We start from the raw sequence: 18568 nt of genomic DNA, 5'->3' as shown, positions 1-18568 counted from the left end.
AGTCTGTCTGCGCCCCGTCATCACGCTCGACGCGCTCTCCTCCCCCTTGCGGGGAGGAGTTGGAGGTGGGGGTGGTTCAGGATGGGTCGATGCGGTGCCTCCTGCGCCACCCCCACCCCTGGCCCCTCCCCACAAGGGGGAGGGGAAAGGCCTCAGCGGTTGACCATCCGGGCCGGCGTGACGAACACGCAGACCGCGCCGACCACCAGCATGGCGGCGAGCGCGTAGAGACCGGCGGCGGTGCTGCCGGTGGCGTCGCGCAATGCCCCGATCACGTAGGGGCTGACGAAACCCGCCAGATTCCCCACCGAGTTGATCAGCGCGATCCCGGCCGCCGCGCCCGCGCCGCTCAGGAACGCCGTCGGCAGCGACCAGAACAGGGGCGAGCAGGTCAGCACGCCGGCCGCCGCCACCGAGAGTGCCGCGATGGCGAGCGTCGTCGAACCGGCATTGGCCGAGACCACGAAGGCGGCCGCACCGATCAGCGCGGGGATGATCAGGTGCCAGCGGCGCTCGCGCATCCGGTCGGCGGAGAGGCCCAGCAGGACCATCACGATGGCCGCGCACAGGAACGGGATGGCGCTGATCAGGCCGATGTTGAAGTTGCCCTGCACGCCGGACGCCTTGACGATGGTCGGCATCCAGAAGGTGAGCCCGTACTGGCCGGTCACGAAGGCGAAGTAGATCAGGCTCATGAACCACACGCGGCCGTTGCGGAACACGGTGGCGATCGAGTGCGGGCTCGCTTCCTTGCCCTGGTTGTCGGCCGCGATGTCGCGCTCGAGGAGCTGCGTCTCGGACTCGCTCAGCCACTTGGCCTCGGCGGGGCGGTTGTCGAGGTAGAGGAACACCGCGATGCCGACCAGCACCGCCGGCACCGCCTCGATCAGGAACATCCACTGCCAGCCCGACAGGCCGTGGGCGCCGTTGAACGCGTCCATGATCCAGCCCGAGAGCGGGTTGCCGAAGATGCCGGAGATCGGGATCGCCGCCATGAACACCGCGATCACCTTGGCGCGGCGATGCGCCGGGAACCACGACGTGGTGTAGAGGATCACGCCCGGATAGAAGCCGGCCTCGGCGAGGCCCAGCAGGAAGCGCATCCCGTAGAAACTCCACTCGGAGTTCACGAACAGGAAGGCGCCGGAGATGATCCCCCAGGTGATCATGATCCGGGCGATCCAGACCCGGGCGCCGACCCGGTGCAGGATCACGTTCGAGGGCACTTCGAACAGGAAGTAGCCGAGGAAGAAGATGCCGGCGCCGAGGCCGTAGACGGTCTCGGAGAACTTCAGCTCCTGCGCCATCTGGAGCTTGGCGAAGCCGACATTCACCCGGTCGAGATACGCCACCACGTAGCAGAGCATCAGGAACGGCACGAGCCGCCAGAAGACCTTCGCGTAGGTGCGGTCGGCGAAGGATTTCTCGTCCGCGGCTGCGGTGGCGCCCCCCAACGGGGCGGCTTGGACCGGCATGGGCGTTCTCCCGTGCCCGCACCTCTCCAGTACGGACGAATAGTGATCTTCGCCGCTCGTGGGGCGGCGCTGAGCCGGTGCCATATCGTCTTTTGGCAGCGCTGCCAATCTGGTTGTGCGAGATAATGCAGGCCGCTATGTCAGAGATGGATTGCCGAGGACGGTCTTCCCATCGAACCCCTCATCCTGAGGTGCCGGAGCGCAGCGGAGGACTCGAAGGAGCTCTCCAGGGATCGCAGCGCTTTCTGGAGCCCTCCTTCGAGGCCCGCTAGCGCGGGCACCTCAGGATGAGGGTGTGGGTGGGAGGAGCGAGGGCCGTCGCAAAAAATCCGTGCCGGGAGAGCGGGGCCATGGACGACATCCAGCCGCCGGGGCGGCTCGTCACCCTCACCGATGTCGCCCGCGCGGCCGGGCTCGGCGAGAGCACGGTCTCGCGGGTCCTGCGCAACCACGGCTCCTATTCCAAGCGCGCCGGCGAGCGGGTGGCGGAGGCGGTGGCCCGCCTCGGCTACGTGCCGAACCGGCTCGCCGGCAGCCTCGCCGGCCAGGGGGCGAGCGCGCGGCTCGTCGGGGTCGTGATCCCGTCGCTTGCCAACGTGGTCTTCCCCGACCTGCTGCGCGGGCTGACCGCGGCGCTCGATGCCGAGGGCATCCCCTGCGTGATCGGGGTCAGCGATTACGATCCGGACCGGGAGGAGGCGCTCGCCGCCGCGCTCCTGTCCTGGCGCCCGGCGGCGCTGCTGCTCACCGGGCTGGAGCACAATCCCGGCACCGTCGCCCTGGCGCGGGCGGGGGGGGTGCGGGTGGTCGAGATGATCGACACGGACGGGGCGGGGATCGACGCCGTGGTCGGCTTCTCCAACCGGGCCGTGGGGGCGGCGAGCGGCCGCCATCTCGTGGCCCGCGGCTACCGCCGGATCGGCTATCTCGGCCACGATCTCGCGGTCGACCTGCGGGCGGGCAAGCGGCTCGCCGGGTTCGAGGCCGCGCTCGGGGAGGCGGGCCTGGCGCTCCGGGCCAAGGAAATCCGACCGGGGCCGTCCTCGCCGACCTCGGGGCGGGTGGGGCTCGAAAAGCTGCTGGCGCGTCATCCGGATCTCGACGCGGTCTACTTCTCCAACGACGACATGGCGCTCGGCGGCTACTTCGCCTGTCTGGCGGCGGGCGTGGCGGTGCCGGGGCGACTCGCGCTGTTCGGCTTCAACGGGCTCGACTTCGCGGCCGCGATGCCCCAGCCCCTGTCGACGGTGCGCACGCCGCGCCTGGAGATCGGCCGGCAGGCCGCCGCCTGCCTGACGGGCGACGGTCCGAAAACAATCGATCTCGGATTCGAGCTGATCGAGGGAGCGACCGCATGAGCGACGAGAGCCGGCTGCGCGAGGAGATCTGCCGCTACGGCCGCTCGCTGTTCGAGCGCGGCCTGACGCCGGGCTCCTCCGGCAACATCTCGCTGCGCCTGCCCGATGGCGGGTGGCTGGTGACGCCGACCAACGCGTCGCTCGGCTTCCTCGACCCGGCGCGGATCGCGCGGCTGGATCAGAACGGCCGCCTGATCTCGGGGGATAAGCCGACGAAAGAAATCCCGCTGCACAGCGCGCTCTACGAGAGCCGGAGCGAGGCCAAGGCCATCGTCCACCTGCACTCGACCCATGCGGTGGCGGTCTCGATGCTGCCGGAGATCGACCCGCGTCAGGTGCTGCCGCCGCTGACGCCCTACTACCTGATGCGCACCGGCGGCACGGCGCTCGTGCCCTATTACCGCCCGGGCGACCCGGCGGTGGCGGACGCGATCCGGGGCCTGGCGGGCAAGTACAGCGCGGTGCTGCTCGCCAATCACGGCCCGGTGGTGGCCGGCGACAGCCTGGAGGGCGCGGTCTTCGCCACCGAGGAGCTGGAGGAGACCGCCAAGCTTTATTTGTTGTTGCGCAACCTCAACCCGCGGCAGCTCAGCCCCGGGCAGGTAGCCGATCTGGTGCGCCATTTCGGGCTGACCCTGCCGGAGACCGACGGGCATCACGATCACGGATGAGGCGCGGGTCTCCCTCCCCCCTCTGCGGGGGAGGGAGACCCCTGCGTCAGCAGGGGTCGGGAGAGGGGAACCCGGGGTCAGGAAGGGGCGCGGCCTTCACACAGGGCTGAGCTTCGTTCTGCACTGTCGCTCCCCTCTCCCGACCCCCTTCGGGGGCCACCCTCCCCCGCAAAGGGGGGAGGGAGAGCGGCGCGTTTCACCCCTCGATCTTCGAGAAATCCGCCACCTCCCGCGTCGCGGCGCGCAGCGCGTTGAGCAGAGCCAAGCGGTTCTCGCGCAGCTTCGGATCGGGGGCGTTGACGGTGACGTCCTGGAAGAACGCGTCCACCGGCGCACGGAGCGTCGAGAGCGCCTGCATGGCGCCGGAAAAGTCCTCGCGGGCGACGGCGACCGAGGCGGTCTCCCGCGCCTTCGCCAGGGCCTCGGCGAGCGCCCGCTCGGCCGGCTCGCCCGCTTCCGCGAGGGCGGCGTCCGGCGCGGAATCGTAGGCGCGGCCGTCCTTCTTCTCCTCGATCCGCAGGATGTTGGCCGCGCGCTTGTAGCCCGCGAGCAGGTTTTTTCCGTCCTCGGTGTCGAGGAATTGCCCGAGGGCTTCGACCCGGCGGACCACCATCAGCAGGTCGTCCTGGCCGGGCAGGGCGAAGACGGCGTCGATCAGGTCGTGGCGGGCGCCCTGGTCGCGGAGATAGACTTTGAGGCGGTCGGCGAAGAAGGCAAAGAGATCGGGCACATAGTCCTTGCCATCAGTAATTGAAAAACCTGTTTCTGCATACTCAGAAGCTTCATAAATCGGGCGACCCTCGATCTCCCATGCGCGGTAGGTAGAAACGAAAATCTGCTCATTAAGTTTGAATCTACGCAAGCAGCTATTAACTACAAAATATGGATTAGGGTAGATACCTCCTATAGCATCAAATTCCCAATCCAATTTCAACTCATCACCGACTCTCCGGTAGGGAGCAAATAGTCTCGCTTGCACGGCATTCTTGACAAAAAAATCTGTCAAGATTTTCTTTCGATAAATATCGCTCAAGGCGTAGAACAATTCCATAACTCGGAAGCGAAGAGAGCTTTCTATAATTAATCTGATCACCCCGAGCGCCGCTCTTCTGAGGGCAAACGGGTCCTTGCTCCCCGTGGGCTTCTCTTCGATCGACCAGAATCCCACCAGCGTGTCGAGCTTGTCGGCAAGCGCCACCGCGATCGACACCGGGTCGCTCGGCACCCGATCGGAGGGTCCGACCGGCTTGTAATGCTCCTCGATGGCCGCGCAGACGCTGGGATGCTCGCCCTGAAGCGCCGCGTATTTGCGCCCCATCAGCCCCTGCAACTCAGGAAACTCGCCGACCATTTCGGTGACGAGATCCGCCTTGGCGAGGAGCGCCGCGCGCTCCGCCAAATCCGGATCGGCCCCCACCAGCGGCGCGAGGTCCTTCGCCAGCGCGGCGATGCGGGCGATGCGCTCGCCCTGCGTGCCGAGCTTCTCATGGAAGACGATAGTGTCGAGCTTCGGCAGCCGATCTTCCAGCCGGATCGCCTTGTCGGTCTCCCAGAAGAATTTTGCGTCCGACAGGCGCGCCCGGACCACCCGCTCGTTGCCGGCGGTGATCGCCTGCCCGCCATCCGAGGCGACGAGGTTCGAGACCAGGATGAAGGCCGGCGCCAGATCCTCGGAACCGCTTTTCCGCAGCACGAAGCACTTCTGGTTGGCCCGGATCGTCGCCCGGATCGCCTCGGCGGGGATGTCGAGGAAGCTCTCGTCGAACGAGCCCATCAGCACCACCGGCCATTCCACGAGGCCCGACACCTCTTCCAGCAGGCCCTCGTCCTCCACGAGGTCGAGGCCGCGGGCGAAGGCGAGGTCGCGGGCGTCGTGCAGGATCACGTCCTTGCGCCGCTCGGGGTCGAGGATGACCTTCGCCCGCTCCAGCGCCTGGATGTAATCGTCGAACCGGCGTACCTCGATCGCCTCGGGGGCGAGGAAGCGGTGGCCGTAGGTCACGGTGCCGGCCGCGATTCCGCCGACCGAGAACGGCACCACCTCCGGCGTCTCGGTCTCCGGCCCGAAGGTCGCGACGATCGATTGCAGGGGGCGCACCCAGCGCAGAGAGCCCGGCTCGGCCGAGGCCGCGCCCCAGCGCATGGATTTCGGCCAGGGGAAGCTCTTGATGATCTCCGGCAGGAGCTCGGCCAGCACGTCCAGCGTCTCGCGGCCGGGGCGCTCGATCACCGCGAGGTAGAATTCGCCCTTCTTCGGGTCGGTGACGGTCGTGGCCTGATCGAGGCTCGTCAGCCCCGCGCCCTTCAAAAACCCCTGGACGGCCGCCTCGGGCGCGCCGACCCGCGGGCCGCGGCGTTCTTCCCGGACAGCCTCACCCCGAGCGGGCAGGCCGGCGATGTGCAGCGCCAGCCGGCGCGGCGTCGAGAACGCCTTGGCGCCCTCATAGAGGAATCCGCGCGCCACCAGGGCGTCGGTGACGAGCTTCTTCAGATCCTCCGCCGCGCGCCGCTGCATGCGGGCGGGGATCTCTTCCGAGCGGAGTTCGAGCAGGAGGTCGGGCATGGCGCGGCCATATCGCCGCGCCGCACACCTGTCGAGGGCCGGGGATCCGCCTCAATGCGCCTCGCCCTTGAGGATGGTCGAGAGCTGCCACTTGCGGTCGCCGATCGCGTGGGCGTCGGAGACCTTCCAGCCGCCATCCTCGCGCACGAGGTCGTAGACGATCGCCTTCGAGCCGTCGCCGCCCTTGCGCTCCACCGTGACCTTCGCCTGGTCCTTGCCCTCCGTGGCCTCCTTGAAGGTGAGGTTCTTCACGGTGTCGGGCTTCATCGGCTCGCCGTTGAGGCGATAGTCGAAATCGAGGTTGCCGGCGGCGCCGTTGGCCTGCTTGGCGTCGGCGTCGAACAGGCCCTGCAGGCGCTTCGAGTAGACCGCGGAGTGATTCGGGTGCGGCTCGGCATAGAGCTTCTTCACGACGGCCTCCGGGCCGGGATCGGCCGCCAGCGCGGGGGCGAGGCCGAAGCCGATAAGGCCGAGGGCGAGGAGCGTCTTCTTCATCGGTGTGTTCCCGCGTCTGCGGACGCGCCGGAGCGCGCCGGTTGGCGGGGGTTGCAACGCGCGAGGGGGCCAGGGGCTCCGCCGGGGGAGCCCTTGCGCGATCAGGCGTAGGGCGTACATGATACAGCATGTCGTTCGACACGCTGTATCAGTCGCGCGCACCGGTCACGCAGCCGCAGGCTCTCGCCGAGTTGAGCGTGGTTGCACTGCTGCGCGACGTGGTGACCGATGACGGGGTGACGGTTCCCGCAGGGACCGAAGGCACCATTGTGGGCGTCTGGGGCGGCGGCGAGGCCTACGAGGTCGAGTTCGATGAGCCGGTGGTCGGCAACGCCACGGTCCAAGCGGACGCCTTGCGTTCGGTCTGAGACAGGTGGCTGACGATCACAGCGACTGGACTCCCGATCTGACGATCGCGGAATCCAAGATCCACGGCTACCTGCTTAATCTCGATCATCGGAAAGGCCGTCACAAGGCGCGCGTTCTCCTGGCTTGCGGCTTCACGCAGTCCAGCGACGCTCTGCTCGTTACAGCGCTGTTTCGCCATGCGCGCCCGAGCCAGCTCGTGCGCGAGATCAATGACACCTACGGACGCAAATACGTCTACGAGGGCCCCCTTGAGACCCCCGACGGCAGCAATCCGCTGTTTCGCTCCGTCTGGCAATCGAAGCCCGACGACCCCCGCCGGTACTTCTGCACGGCCTGCCCGCTGTAGGCCGCGCCGCCTCACGCACCCCCGGCCGCGGTCCTCAACCACGCCGCGCCGCAGGCCTTGGCCAGTTCCCGCACCCGCAGGATGTAGCTCTGGCGCTCGGTCACCGAGATCACGCCGCGCGCGTCGAGCAGGTTGAAGACGTGGCTCGCCTTGATGCACTGGTCGTAGGCCGGCTGCGCCATGCGGTGGCGCTCGCCCTCGGCGGCTGGCGCCCCGGCGTCGAGATAGGACCGGCAGGCGGCCTCCGCGTCGGTGAACTGGCGGAACAGCATCGCGGTGTCGGCCGCCTCGAAGTTGTGGCGGGAATATTCCTGCTCGGCCTGCAGGAACACGTCGCCGTAGGTGATCCGGTCCGGGCCGTCGGCGCCGTTGAAGTCGAGGTCGTAGACGTTCTCGACGCCCTGGACGTACATGGCGAGCCGCTCCAGCCCGTAGGTCAGTTCGCCCGCCACCGGCGCGCATTCGAAGCCCGCCACCTGCTGGAAATAGGTGAACTGGCTGACCTCCATCCCGTCGCACCAGCATTCCCAGCCGAGGCCCCAGGCGCCGAGCGTCGGGCTCTCCCAATCGTCCTCGACGAAGCGGATGTCGTGGAGCTTCAGGTCGACGCCGATCGCGGCGAGCGAGGCGAGGTAGAGCTCCTGGAGGTTCGGCGGGTTCGGCTTCAGGATCACCTGGAACTGGTAATAGTGCTGGAGCCGGTTGGGGTTCTCGCCGTAGCGGCCGTCCTTGGGCCGGCGCGAGGGCTGGACATAGGCCGCCTTCCAGGGCTTCGGGCCGAGCGCCCGCAGGGTCGTGGCCGGATGGAACGTGCCGGCGCCGACCTCCATGTCGTAGGGCTGGAGGATCACGCAGCCCTGCGCCGCCCAGAATTCCTGAAGCGTCAGGATCAGACCCTGGAAGGATTTTTTCTGGGACATCGGTCTCGGAGGCTCGGGCTCGTGCGGCGGATCGGGCCGCCGGCGGGCCGGTTTAGGTGCGGGCAGGCAGGGGTGCAAGGTGACTGGTACAAGCCGGCCCGGCTTGCGCGGCCCGGGCGAATGGTGATCCGATCCCGCCGGCGACCACCCGGAGGCCATCATGAACGCCGACACGGAAGCCCTCGCGATCCGCCCGATCGGCCCCGGCGACCGGGCGGCGTGGCTGCCGCTCTGGCGCGGCTATCAGGCCTTCTACAGGGTCGACCTGTCCGAGGCGGTCACCGACACCACCTGGGCGCGCCTCAACGATCCGGCCGAGCCGGTCGACGGCGCCCTGGCCTGGCGGGGCGCCGCGGCGGTCGGCCTCGTCCACCACATCCGCCACCGCTCGGCCTGGACGGTGGGCGACTATTGCTAACTGCAGGACCTGTTCGTGGCGGACGGGACCCGCGGGCTCGGGATCGGCCGGCGGCTGATCGAGCACGTCTACGCAGCCGCGAAATCCGCCGGGTGCTCCCGCGTCCACTGGCTGACCCACGAGACCAATACGGACGCGATGCAGCTCTACGACCGGATCGCGGAGAAATCCGGCTTCGTGCAGTACCGCAAGCTGTTCTGACATCTGCACCGGCGTGCGCGGCGACACCCAAGCATGGCGGTTTCTGGGCAATAAGCCGGAACCGCCGAGCTGACGGCCAAGTTATCAGCGCAACAGGGGATCTCGGCACCTCGACGCTGCCGAATCGAATACGTCGGACGACCAGCCATGCGCAATGCTCGCACCGTTAACACTTTCGGCCGCAAGAACATCGCCATCCTCGCCGCGCTCGCGGTCTCGTCTCTCGTCGCCACGCCCCTCGTGATGAGCGCCAGCCGCGCGCTGGCCACCGCCGAGGACCAGCCGGTGGCCGCGACCCTGCGGGTCGAGCCCGTGGAGGTCGCCCCCGTCGAGGCGGCCTCCCTTCCGGCGCCCAAGGCCGCGGCGGGCTGCGCCCGCAAGGTGCGGGTGGTCTACAGCGGCTACGGCCAGCCGGCGGACGGTTGCGCGGCGCACTGACGCCGTAGGCCGGCTCAGCCGTGAGCCGGCGCCGTGCCCGCCAAGCGCTTGAGGTGGAGTTCCTCCAGGTCGATCTCGGCCTCCAGCTGTCGCAGGACCGAACCGTGGATCCGGTTCTGCCGGTGCAGGTCGATCAGCGCCGACCGGCCTGAGCGCACCGCGAGCAGCGCGGCGGCGAAATGCTCGTTCTTCTCGGTTTCCAGAGCCTTCCGCTCGTCGCGGTCCCGGGAGGTGGCCCGGACCCGGCGGCGATACGCCTCCACGAGGCGCGGATGCTGCAGCGCCCCGGTCTCGGGGAAGACGAGCCCCTCCAGGGCGGCAAGTCCTGCCTCGTTGACGATCACCCGGGCCATGGGCGCGTCGAGATGGCCGTCGGGCAGCGGCGCGGTGGGATCGAGGCGCAGCCGCCGGATCAGCGGTCCCAGCGTGGTCCCCTGAACCAGCACGGTGAACAGGATCACCACGAAGGAAGCCAGCAGGATCGCGTCGCGGCTGGGGAAATCCACCGGCAGCGCCAGGGCGGCCGCCAGGGTGACCACGCCGCGCATGCCGGCCCAGCCGACGATCAGCGGCGCCGCAGGGTTCGGCGGCAGCTCCTGCGCGCGCGCCCGCGCCGACAGGATCCGTCGCAGGTAGACGGCGGGAAACACCCAGAGCAGCCGGGCGATCACGCAGGCCGCCGTGACGGCGAGCGCCAGGGGCAGGCCCGCTGACAGCGATTCGAGTTCGCCGCCGGTCCGGGCCAGCACGCCGCGGAGCGCCAGCCCGATCAGCACGAAGACCAGCGCCTCCAGCACGAAGACCACGAATTGCCACACGGCCGCGGCGTGGCGGCGCGCCTGGGCGTCGAAGGTCTCGTGCTCCCGCCCGCCCAGCATCAGGCCGCAGGCGACCACGGCGAGCACCCCGGAGGCGTGGACCTCCTCGGCCGCGAGGTAGGCGCTATAGGCGGCGAGGAAGCTCAGCACCGTGATGGCGTTGGCGTCGTGCAGCCGCCGCACCAGGGCATTCACCGCCAGCCCGCAGACGAGACCCACCGCGACGCCCGCCACCGCGAGCCACGCGAAGCTGCCGGCCGCCGACCACGCGCTGAAGCTGCCGGTGAGCGCCGCCGCCACGGCGAACCGGTAGAGCACGAGGCCGGACGCGTCGTTCACGAGGCTCTCGCCCTCCAGCACCGTGATCATCCGGCGGGGCAGGGCGACGCGCGCGAGCACCGCCTTGGCGGCGACCGCATCCGGCGGCGACACGATGGCGCCCAGCGCGAAGCAGGCCGCCCAGGACAGGGCCGGCAGCACCGCATGGGCGACGAGCCCGACCACCAGGGTCGTGAACACCACGGCCCCGAGCGACAGCGACAGGATCGGGCCGAGGCTCGCCCGGAAGTCGCGCCAGACGGTGAAGTAGGCCGATTCGAGCAGGAGCGGCGGCAGGAACAGGACCATGATCAGGTCCGGATCGAGATCGAAGGCCGGCAGGCCCGGGGCCACGGCGAGCGCCATGCCGCCGAGCACGAGGGCGGCGGCCGGCGGGAAGCCGAGCCGCCCCGCCACGAGCGACAGCAGCAGGGCCGCGCCGAGGAGGCCGAGGATCAGCTCGAACAGGGCGACGGAGGTCATCGATGAAACGGACTCGGCGCTGGATCCAGGGGAAGCGCAGCCGTTCTAGGCAGATTTCAATCGTCGGTGGAATACCACCGCAGCCGCACCGGCCCGAACGCCAACGTCCATCGCCCAGCGATCATCTGTGAGATCAACCGCCCGCCTCGGCGTCCAGACGCGGCGCAGATGTCAGTCCCGCAGTGACGCGTCAGTCGTCCAGGCGGTCTTCGGGAGCCGGGGGAAGGCCGTTCGGCCGGTTCATGAAGCGATCGAAGGCATCCAAATCCGCGCGCCGGCCTCGTTCGGCTAGGAAGGCAGCCGTTTTCATTGCCGAAAGCTTCTCGGCCACCGCAGACGCGACGAATGCGTCGAGCGTCGTTCCGCCTTCCCGGGCGATCCGTTCGGCCGCATCCGTCAGCGAATGCGGCAGATGCACCGTAACATCGCGATCCATGGCCGATCAGCCTCTTCTCAGGATGTCGCCCGGATCGACGACATCGATCCCGAACGCTTTGGGGACAACACCGAAATCCGCCCGGTTGAACGTGATGATCGCGTCGGCGCGACCGTTCACTGCCGCCTCCAGAACCATCTCGTCCGCTGGATCCCGCAGCCGCGGGCGCCAAAGATAGTGGATCGCGACGGGTTCGGCGAACAGGGCGAGGACGTTGGTCACATCCGCAGGCGCTATTTGCGCCGCCTGCAGGTGCTCCGGCCGCAGGGCGACCGCCTCGTATTCGAGAAGCAGCGGAACGCTCAGCAGCATCCGGATCTTACCAGCCCTGATCCGGCGCAGCAGCGCGGCGGAACCGCCCGTCGGGCTTCGCAACGCGGCTACGATGATGTTGGTGTCGAGAACTAGGCGCATGCGGCCCGTCGCGTCGGCGCGAATCGGGCCGCGGAGCGTAGCCTACAGCGCGCCTTCCCGCACCGCGCCCGGATCGGCGAGCGCATGGAGGATGCGCGCGGCGCTGTGGGCGAAGCGGAGCGTCACGGCCTTGCGGCGGGCGCCGCTCAGCGGATGCTCCGGCGGCTCGCGCAGGATCCCGGCCCCGTAGGCGTCGGCGACGATCAGGCCGCATTCCTCCGGGATCAGCGATTCCGGCACGTCCTCGGGGATCGCGAAGAAGAACCGGTCGCAGAAGTCCCGGTAATCCGGCCATTTCCGGTCGGCGCGGAAATCGGCGACGCTCGACTTGATCTCCACGATCGTGAGCTTGCCCGCCCCGCAGAGCGCGATCACGTCGGCCCGGCGGCCGTTCACGAGGGAGAATTCCGGCAGGGTGACGCAGCCCATCTCGGAGAAGAGCCGGCGCACGCCCCGCTGAATCCGCAGGGCCGTGGGCGATTGCCGCCGGTCGGGCGGCAGGAGCGCGTCGATCACCGCGGGGGCGGTGTCGGGAAGGCCGAGGGAAGCGGACATCAATCGCGGGGGAAGCACCTGTATCGAATCAGGACATCCTGCCAATCCGGGCGCCATCCGTCACCTGCGACCCGGGACCACCCCGCGGCAGTTGCCCGAGACAGGCTTGGATCGCGTCGAACCCGTCGGTGAGCGCGGCCGGGCCGGGCTGGAGGATCAACGGCGCCTTGATCTCGTGGATGCGCCCGTCGCGCACCGCCGGGATCGCGGAAAAACCCGGCCGCGCCCGGATCCGGTCGATGTTGACCCGCTTCCCGCACCAGGAGGCGAGGATCACCTCGGGCGCAGCCGCGATGACCTGCTCAGGCGTAACGATCCGGTCCTTCGCAGCCTGCTGCCGGCTCAAATCCGAAAACACGTCCTGGCCGCCGGCCCGGGCGATCAGGTCCGAGACCCAGCCGATGCCGGAGATCATCGGCGCGTCCCACTCCTCGAAATAGACCCGCAGGGGCGGCCGATCCGCCACGGCGCGCGCCGCCTCCGCGAGCCGCGCCTCGAAGCCGGCCGCCAGGGTCTCAGCCCGTTCGGGCACGCCCACGAGCGCCCCGAGCGTCCGCACCATGGCGAGGCATCCCGCCAGATCGCGCTGGTTGAACAGGTGGACCGCCACGCCCGCGCGGGCGAGGTCGGCGACGATGTCGGCCTGGAGGTCGGAGAAGGCCAGCACGAGATCCGGCGCCAGGGCCAGGATCTTTGGGATGTCGGCGCTGGTGAAGGCCGAGACCCGCGGCTTCTCTTTCCGGACCCGGGGCGGGCGCACCGCGTAGCCCGAGACGCCGACGATCCGGTCCTCTTCGCCCAGCAGGTACAGGGTCTCGACGGTCTCCTCGGTGAGGCAGACGATCCGCTCGGGCGGAAACCGGCGCATCAGCGGTCGAGCCACGTGAGCAGCCCGGCCCCGGGGGCCAGGAGTACGAAGGCCCAGACCAGGGCCGAGGCGACGTTGGCCAGCTGGAACGGCAGCCGCGACAGGCCGAGGATGCCGGCGATCAGCGGCACCAGGGCGCGCGCCGGCCCGAAGAACCGCCCGAGCGCCACGGCGGCGATGCCCCAGCGGCCGATGAAGGCCTCGGCCTTGGCGGTGAGGTCGGGATAGCGCCGGAGCGGCCACTTGGTCTTCGCCCCCGGCCCGAGCCAGTGCCCCACCTCGTAGGAGAGCCAGTCGCCCAGAGCGGCGCCGAAGGCGGCGCCGAGGACCACCGGCCAGAACGGGATGTCGGCGCCGCCCACGAGCGCGCCCACGGCGATCAGGATCACGGTGGCCGGCACGAACAGCGACAGGACCGCGATCGACTCGCAGAAGGCGAGGGCGCCGGCGATCAGCGGCGTCCAGGCCTTGTGCGCCTCCACGAAGGCGAGGGTCGTGGTGCGCAGGGCTTCGATGTCCATGGGGCTCGGCGGGCGAAGGGAGGGCGGGTCCCATCTGAGGCGGGGGCGGGTGGGGGACAAGAGCGATGGAGTGCGGGCAGCCTGGGAACCGAAGTCGTTGCCGGAGACGGGATACGCCATTGGCGTATCCTCGGTGCATGGAGAAATCGCTCCACACCGTCGTTGAGACCGAGCTCTATCTGCGCTCGGCCGAACGCGTGATGAGCGGGGCGGAACGTCATGCGGTGGTCGACCCCCTCGCAGTGGATCCGCAGACGGGCGATGTCATCCCCGGCATCGGCGGCATACGCAAGGTTCGGGTGCCCCTATCCGGCCGGGGGAAGCATGGCGGCGGTCGCGTGCTGACGTTCTACGTTACCGACCGAGCCGTCTACCTGCTGATGGCCTATGCGAAGGGTGATCAAGCCAACCGGTCGGCGGAGCAGATGCGAGTGCTGAAGCGGCTGATCGAGGACCTGTTCTGAGGAGAGGCATGATGGACGAGACTCAGTTCGGTGAGTTGGTCATGAGCCTGAAGCAGGCGGCCCACGCACGCGGCGAGGAGGTCCCCGGCCTCGTGGAGCACGCGCCCCGGGTGGCGGCCGATCTCGACGTGGCGGCGATCCGGCGGCGCACCGGGGCCTCGCAGGCGCGCTTCGCCCGCAGCATCGGAATCGCGGTCTCGACCCTGCGCAACTGGGAGCAGGGCCGCAGACGCCCCGAAGGGCCGGCGCGCGTGCTGCTGGCCCTCCTCGACCGCAATCCCCGAGTGGTTCAGGAGTTGCTCGGCGAGGCCGCTTGACCGACCGCTTGCGCCCGCGCCCCGGATCGCCGACAGCATCGGGCCGGCGCAGCCGAACCGGAATCACCCGCGTTGAACGTCCTGTCGATCCAGTCCCACGTCGCCTACGGCCATGTCGGCAACGCCTCGGCGGTGTTCCCGATGCAGCGGCTCGGGGTCGAGGTCTGGCCCGTGCATACGGTGCAGTTCTCCAACCACACCGGCTACGGCGCGTGGCGGGGCCCGGTCTTCGACGCCGCGATGATCCGCGAGGTGGTGCAGGGCATCGGCGAGCGCGGTGTGTTTCCGACCTGCGATGCGGTGCTGTCGGGCTATATGGGCTCGGCCGAGATCGGCGCCGCGATCCTGGAGGCGGTGGCCTCCGTGCGGGCCGCCAACCCGAAGGCGCTCTATTGCTGCGATCCGGTGATCGGCGACGTCGAGGAGGGCGTCTACGTGCGGCCGGGGATCGAGGCGTTCCTGCGCGAGCGGGCGGTGCCCGAGGCCGACATCCTCACCCCCAACCAGTTCGAGCTGGGCCTCCTCACCGGCCTGCCGAGCGGCACCGTGGCGGAGGCCGGGGCGGCGGTGGCGGCACTCCAGGCGCGCGGCCCCCGGGTGGTACTGGTGACCTCGGCGCTCTGCGCCGACACGCCGCCCGACTGCATCGACATGCTCGCCGGGGCGGAGGGGCAGCTGTTCCGGGTCCGCACCCCGCGTCTCGCCCTCAAGGTGAACGGGGCGGGCGACTGCATCGCGGCCCTGTTCCTCGTGCACTACGCCCGCACCGGCTCGGCCGCGGCGGCTCTGGGGGCGGCGGCGGCCTCGGTCTACGGGCTCCTGAAGCGCACCGCGGAGGCGGGGTCCCGCGAGATCCTGACCGTGGCGGCGCAGGAGGAATACGTGAACCCGAGCGAGCGGTTTCCGGTCGAGGCCGTCTGAACGCGGTCTATCGGCACCACAGGTCCGCGACACCGTCACACCCCGCCTCGACGTCCACCCCACGGCGCATTTCAGGTGCGGACGGCATATCCGCCCTCGGCGACCAAGTATCAACCTTAAGGTAATTGATGGGGAAAATTCTATCTTAACGAGAAATACCAATGGTGCGTGAGAACAGGTGCATGGCAAGGACTGGGGACGCTGTTTTTCGTTGATGGCGGCTCGAACGTGCTTAGACTTCCGGCGCAGACCAGCGAAACGACCGCCATGCCAGTGCTCCATTCAGCTGCGGAAGATCTGAGCCGGCGGGTCCCGCTGATGCTGGCCTGTCTTGGCACGCTGTTTCTCCTGACGCGACCCGTCCTGGCCTACGACGAGGGCGACTGCGTCCGGCAGGAGACTGTTCCGGTCACCGTCGACGAGGCTTTCAGCACGTGGTCCGACCTCGACGCCGCGAGGAAACGGGCCCTGGACCGCACCAATCAGATCGCCATCGGCCAAGTAATCGGCTTCGAGGTGAAGTCCTCGCGCGAGAATCGTGCCGAGATCGTCAACAGCGATGCCGAGCAACGGTTCAAGCAGTTCGAGCAGACCAATTACGCCGGCCTCGTCCGGGTCAAGATCCTCGAGGAGACGCGCAAGGACGCGGAAACCGGCGGCTCCGTCTCGATCCGATCCGACGTGACCGTCTGCGTGCCGAAATCCCAGGCCCAGAAGAAGGAGGAGCAGGAGCGCGCGGACCGGCGCCTGCGGCCGCCGAAGCCGGTCGATCCGACCACCGCGGCCTGGTTCGACCCCGTCACCGGGCAACCGCAGGTCTGGTACTGGCGCGAGGGGCAGACCTACGAGTTCTTCGACAATTCCGGTTTCCATCCGCGGACCGGCGACAAGCTGCTGATCGTCGATCGCAAGGTCGTCACCGCGTGGCGGCAGAGCGTCGAGCGGGCGAAGCGGGAGGCGGTCGAGCGTGTCCAGCGGGAGGCCGCCCAGCGCGAGGCCGAGGCCCAGCGGCAGGCGAAGGTCGCGCGGGCGGGCGAGCTGTGCGATCAGACGGCCGCCGGCCCGTACGACCCGGATCGCCCGCGGACATTGCCCGGTGTCCCCTGGGACGTCCTGAAGGGGGCCGGCGCCGAGGCGATCGAGGCCTGCGAGATCGCCGTCCGCCAATATCCGGAGGAGCGGCGCTACCGTTACCAGCTCGCCCGGGCCTACCAGACGTCCGACCCGAAAAAGGCCTTGCCCCTGCTTCAGGTGCTGATGCGGCAGAACTATCGGGCGGCCTACGACAATTTCGGCTGGGCGCTCCTGGATACGCGGGTCGGCCGCAACGATCTGGCGGGCGCCGTCGCGAGCTTCCGGCAGGGCGCGGCCCTCGGCGATCCCGACGCGATGGTCAGCCTCGCGACCATGATCTCGAAGGGCCGCGTCGAGGGTGCCGGTCCGGATGAGGCCTTCCGGCTGTTCAAGCGCGCCGCCGCGATGGGCCATCGCGATGCGGCCGAGGCGGTCGAGCGCCTGATGGAAAGCCAGCGTCAGGCCGAGCAGCAGCGGCTTCAAGCCGAGCAGCAGCGCCTTCAGAACGAGCAGGCCGCGCGCGCCTTCATGGGACTCGTCGGGGGCGCCCTCGGGGGCCTCGGCCGGCGCTGATGGGGAGAAACGAAATGCGTGCGACTTACCGCCGATCCTTCAGCTTGGCCACGCTGATGCTCGCCTCCGTGAGCGGGGCCGCCACCGCCCAGTCGCCCGACCCGGCCGGATCCGCGGAAGCGGCAGCCGCGCTCAATGGCGGGGCTCATATGTCCGCAGGCGCTCAGCCCGCCTCGGTCGAGACATGCTGGGCGGCCTGGAAGGCGAAGGAACACTTGGAGGACGGCAAGAACGAGAAGAAGAACGGCTACTTCGTCTATGTCGCCCACGAGCAGGCCGCGGTCGCCGAGCCCCCGGGCTCACGGAACTGGCTCGTCGGTCGCAACGCGGCCTTCACCTACGCCGAAATCAGCGCCCGGAAGGCCCTCGCGGAGTCGATGCGCGCGACCATGAAGTCGAGCCGATCGGCCGCCGTTCAGATGTTCGGCGGGAGCGACGCGCCGCCGTCCCTGCGACCGGTGGTCGAGCAATTGTCGATCGTCGACAAGTCGCGCGTCCTGGCCGACAAGGCCCTCGACGCCGAGATCAAGAAGTTCGATCCGAAATGGACGGGCGGGACCGCGGCCCAGCAGGGCGAGGCCCTCGCCACGCAGCAATTGCGGATCAACCAGATCCTGGAGAGCAGCGCCGAGATGTTCGCCTCCGGCGCCTTCACGGTGGTTCAGTGCGAAGGCCCGAGCGCCCAGGATGACGGGAAGTATCACGTCCTGACCGGGCTGATCTGGTCGCCGAAGCTCGCCGGCATCGCGGAGACCATCTGGAATCCGACGCTGACGCTCCAGAAGGAGGCGCCGCAGGCCCCCGTCCGGCAGCAATTCGAGGCGATCAAGGCCGAGAACCCGGATTGGCTGGCCTACACGATGGGCGCGCGCGTCTTCACCGACGAGAACGGCGAACGCGTCGTGGTGGGGTTCGGCGTCGCGCCCCAGACCAGCCTGATGCCGGCCGACCGCAGCCGGGCGAGCTTGGCGGCCATGGCGGCGATCCAGCAATTCGTCAGCGAGCGGGTGGTCACGGACAGGCGGAGTAAGGACGTCTACGAATCGCGCGGCATGAGCGATGGCTCGACGCAGGGCTTCAATCTCGGGACCTTCAACGAGGAGGTGAAGGCCCAGGCCGCCGATCTGCAATTGAAGGGCGCGACCGAGATCCTGTCGTGGCGCGGCGAGCATCCCTGGTCGAAGGCGAAGATGCAGGTCGTGGCCGTCGCCTGGAGCCAGCGCTGGGCGGCGGATGCCGGTGCGGTCGGCCGGGCCATGGGGGCGGCGGAGCAGCGCATGCGGCAGCAGGGCGGCCTGCCCGCGGCGCCCGCCGCGGCCGACGCGACGGCCGGCGGCGCGCCGGCCGCGGCACCGGTGAAGGCGGGCGCGGCTGCCTCGACATCGGATTTCTAGCGCGCGTTATCGATGCGTTGCGGAGCTGAGCCGATCGACGACACTGGAACGTCTGCGACCATCATGGTTTCAAAAGGTCTGCGACCCAGCCCTTTTAAGGTGTTTGCGGAAGCAACGAGACAGGGGCCAAGCGCACTCTCCTCCCCCTTGTGGGGAGG

General features: G+C 69.1%; 19 protein-coding genes and 3 pseudogenes. 11 read left to right on the top strand and 11 right to left on the bottom strand.

The window, feature by feature from the left end; genetic code table 11:
* Positions 1–152 precede the first annotated feature (152 nt).
* Entirely contained in the window at positions 153–1475 is a 1323-nt protein-coding gene (locus tag FVE89_RS04220) for an MFS transporter (RefSeq protein ID WP_160532889.1), read from the bottom strand.
* Between the two features lie 350 nt (positions 1476–1825).
* Between FVE89_RS04220 and FVE89_RS04215 the strand changes: the two genes are divergently transcribed.
* Positions 1826–2833 (top strand): LacI family DNA-binding transcriptional regulator, encoded by a 1008-nt coding sequence (locus FVE89_RS04215; RefSeq protein WP_160532888.1) that lies wholly within the window; start codon positions 1826–1828, stop codon positions 2831–2833.
* On the top strand, positions 2830–3504 hold the full coding sequence (locus FVE89_RS04210; protein WP_160532887.1) for an aldolase: 675 nt from the start codon (positions 2830–2832) through the stop codon (positions 3502–3504). The genes FVE89_RS04215 and FVE89_RS04210 overlap by 4 nt, the downstream gene beginning before the upstream one ends.
* 196 nt (positions 3505–3700) lie before the next feature.
* Here FVE89_RS04210 and FVE89_RS31640 read toward each other — a convergent pair.
* From FVE89_RS31640 to FVE89_RS04200, 3 genes and pseudogenes are all read right to left on the bottom strand, one after another.
* Positions 3701–4216 (bottom strand): annotated as a pseudogene (locus FVE89_RS31640) (DALR anticodon-binding domain-containing protein); the annotation flags it as partial.
* Positions 4217–4504: 288 nt separating this feature from the next.
* Positions 4505–6067: pseudogene (gene glyS, locus FVE89_RS04205) on the bottom strand (glycine--tRNA ligase subunit beta); the annotation flags it as partial.
* Positions 6068–6118: 51 nt separating this feature from the next.
* Positions 6119–6562 (bottom strand): DUF3828 domain-containing protein, encoded by a 444-nt coding sequence (locus FVE89_RS04200; protein ID WP_160532885.1) that lies wholly within the window; start codon positions 6560–6562, stop codon positions 6119–6121.
* A gap of 128 nt (positions 6563–6690) precedes the next feature.
* On the opposite strand from FVE89_RS04200, the gene FVE89_RS04195 reads away from it, so the two are divergent.
* Positions 6691–6930, top strand: coding sequence for a DUF4926 domain-containing protein (locus FVE89_RS04195; protein ID WP_160532884.1), 240 nt, complete (start codon positions 6691–6693; stop codon positions 6928–6930).
* A gap of 5 nt (positions 6931–6935) precedes the next feature.
* Positions 6936–7277, top strand: coding sequence for a DUF6883 domain-containing protein (locus FVE89_RS04190; protein WP_342389470.1), 342 nt, complete (start codon positions 6936–6938; stop codon positions 7275–7277).
* Positions 7278–7288: 11 nt separating this feature from the next.
* Here the strand turns inward: FVE89_RS04190 and FVE89_RS04185 are convergent, their stop codons facing one another.
* Positions 7289–8197 carry a glycine--tRNA ligase subunit alpha gene (locus FVE89_RS04185; protein ID WP_160532883.1) on the bottom strand — a complete coding sequence of 303 codons (909 nt, stop codon included), beginning with the start codon at positions 8195–8197 and terminating at the stop codon, positions 7289–7291.
* Positions 8198–8357: 160 nt separating this feature from the next.
* On the opposite strand from FVE89_RS04185, the pseudogene FVE89_RS04180 reads away from it, so the two are divergent.
* Positions 8358–8816: pseudogene (locus tag FVE89_RS04180) on the top strand (GNAT family N-acetyltransferase).
* 147 nt (positions 8817–8963) lie between these two features.
* Positions 8964–9254, top strand: a complete 291-nt coding sequence (locus FVE89_RS04175) for a hypothetical protein (protein WP_160532882.1) — start codon at positions 8964–8966, stop codon at positions 9252–9254.
* 14 nt (positions 9255–9268) lie between these two features.
* On the opposite strand, the gene FVE89_RS04170 is transcribed toward FVE89_RS04175, so the two are convergent.
* The 6 genes from FVE89_RS04170 to FVE89_RS04145 all read right to left on the bottom strand — a co-directional run bounded on the left by FVE89_RS04170 (position 9269) and on the right by FVE89_RS04145 (position 13667).
* Positions 9269–10873 carry a Na+/H+ antiporter gene (locus tag FVE89_RS04170; protein WP_160532881.1) on the bottom strand — a complete coding sequence of 535 codons (1605 nt, stop codon included), beginning with the start codon at positions 10871–10873 and terminating at the stop codon, positions 9269–9271.
* A gap of 190 nt (positions 10874–11063) precedes the next feature.
* Positions 11064–11309 carry a toxin-antitoxin system HicB family antitoxin gene (locus FVE89_RS04165; RefSeq protein WP_160532880.1) on the bottom strand — a complete coding sequence of 82 codons (246 nt, stop codon included), beginning with the start codon at positions 11307–11309 and terminating at the stop codon, positions 11064–11066.
* Positions 11310–11315: 6 nt separating this feature from the next.
* The gene (locus tag FVE89_RS04160; RefSeq protein WP_160532879.1) at positions 11316–11723 is read right to left on the bottom strand and encodes a putative toxin-antitoxin system toxin component, PIN family; all 408 of its coding nucleotides are present in this window, start codon (positions 11721–11723) and stop codon (positions 11316–11318) included.
* Positions 11724–11765: 42 nt separating this feature from the next.
* Positions 11766–12278 carry an MmcB family DNA repair protein gene (locus FVE89_RS04155; protein WP_160532878.1) on the bottom strand — a complete coding sequence of 171 codons (513 nt, stop codon included), beginning with the start codon at positions 12276–12278 and terminating at the stop codon, positions 11766–11768.
* A gap of 28 nt (positions 12279–12306) precedes the next feature.
* Entirely contained in the window at positions 12307–13146 is an 840-nt protein-coding gene (locus tag FVE89_RS04150) for a cobalamin-binding protein (RefSeq protein ID WP_246730496.1), read from the bottom strand.
* Complete coding sequence (locus FVE89_RS04145; RefSeq protein WP_160532877.1) at positions 13146–13667, bottom strand: DedA family protein; 522 nt, start codon at positions 13665–13667, stop codon at positions 13146–13148. Before FVE89_RS04145 ends, FVE89_RS04150 begins: the two co-directional genes overlap by 1 nt.
* Before the next feature lie 137 nt (positions 13668–13804).
* Here FVE89_RS04145 and FVE89_RS04140 point away from each other — a divergent pair, with 137 nt between their 5' ends.
* From FVE89_RS04140 to FVE89_RS04120, 5 genes are all read left to right on the top strand, one after another.
* Complete coding sequence (locus FVE89_RS04140) at positions 13805–14131, top strand: type II toxin-antitoxin system RelE/ParE family toxin (RefSeq protein WP_160532876.1); 327 nt, start codon at positions 13805–13807, stop codon at positions 14129–14131.
* A gap of 8 nt (positions 14132–14139) precedes the next feature.
* On the top strand, positions 14140–14448 hold the full coding sequence (locus FVE89_RS04135; RefSeq protein ID WP_246730495.1) for a helix-turn-helix domain-containing protein: 309 nt from the start codon (positions 14140–14142) through the stop codon (positions 14446–14448).
* Positions 14449–14520: 72 nt separating this feature from the next.
* Positions 14521–15369 (top strand): pyridoxal kinase PdxY, encoded by an 849-nt coding sequence (gene pdxY, locus FVE89_RS04130; protein ID WP_160532874.1) that lies wholly within the window; start codon positions 14521–14523, stop codon positions 15367–15369.
* 267 nt (positions 15370–15636) lie between these two features.
* On the top strand, positions 15637–17016 hold the full coding sequence (locus FVE89_RS04125) for a sel1 repeat family protein (protein ID WP_160532873.1): 1380 nt from the start codon (positions 15637–15639) through the stop codon (positions 17014–17016).
* A gap of 14 nt (positions 17017–17030) precedes the next feature.
* Positions 17031–18410 (top strand): hypothetical protein, encoded by a 1380-nt coding sequence (locus FVE89_RS04120; protein ID WP_160532872.1) that lies wholly within the window; start codon positions 17031–17033, stop codon positions 18408–18410.
* The last annotated feature ends 158 nt before the right edge of the window (positions 18411–18568 follow it).

It is taken from the genome of Methylobacterium sp. 2A, from assembly GCF_009806555.1.
Lineage (GTDB): Bacteria > Pseudomonadota > Alphaproteobacteria > Rhizobiales > Beijerinckiaceae > Methylobacterium.
Note: the sequence above shows the minus strand (reverse complement) of the source record. Positions and strands in the feature narration are given on the sequence as shown.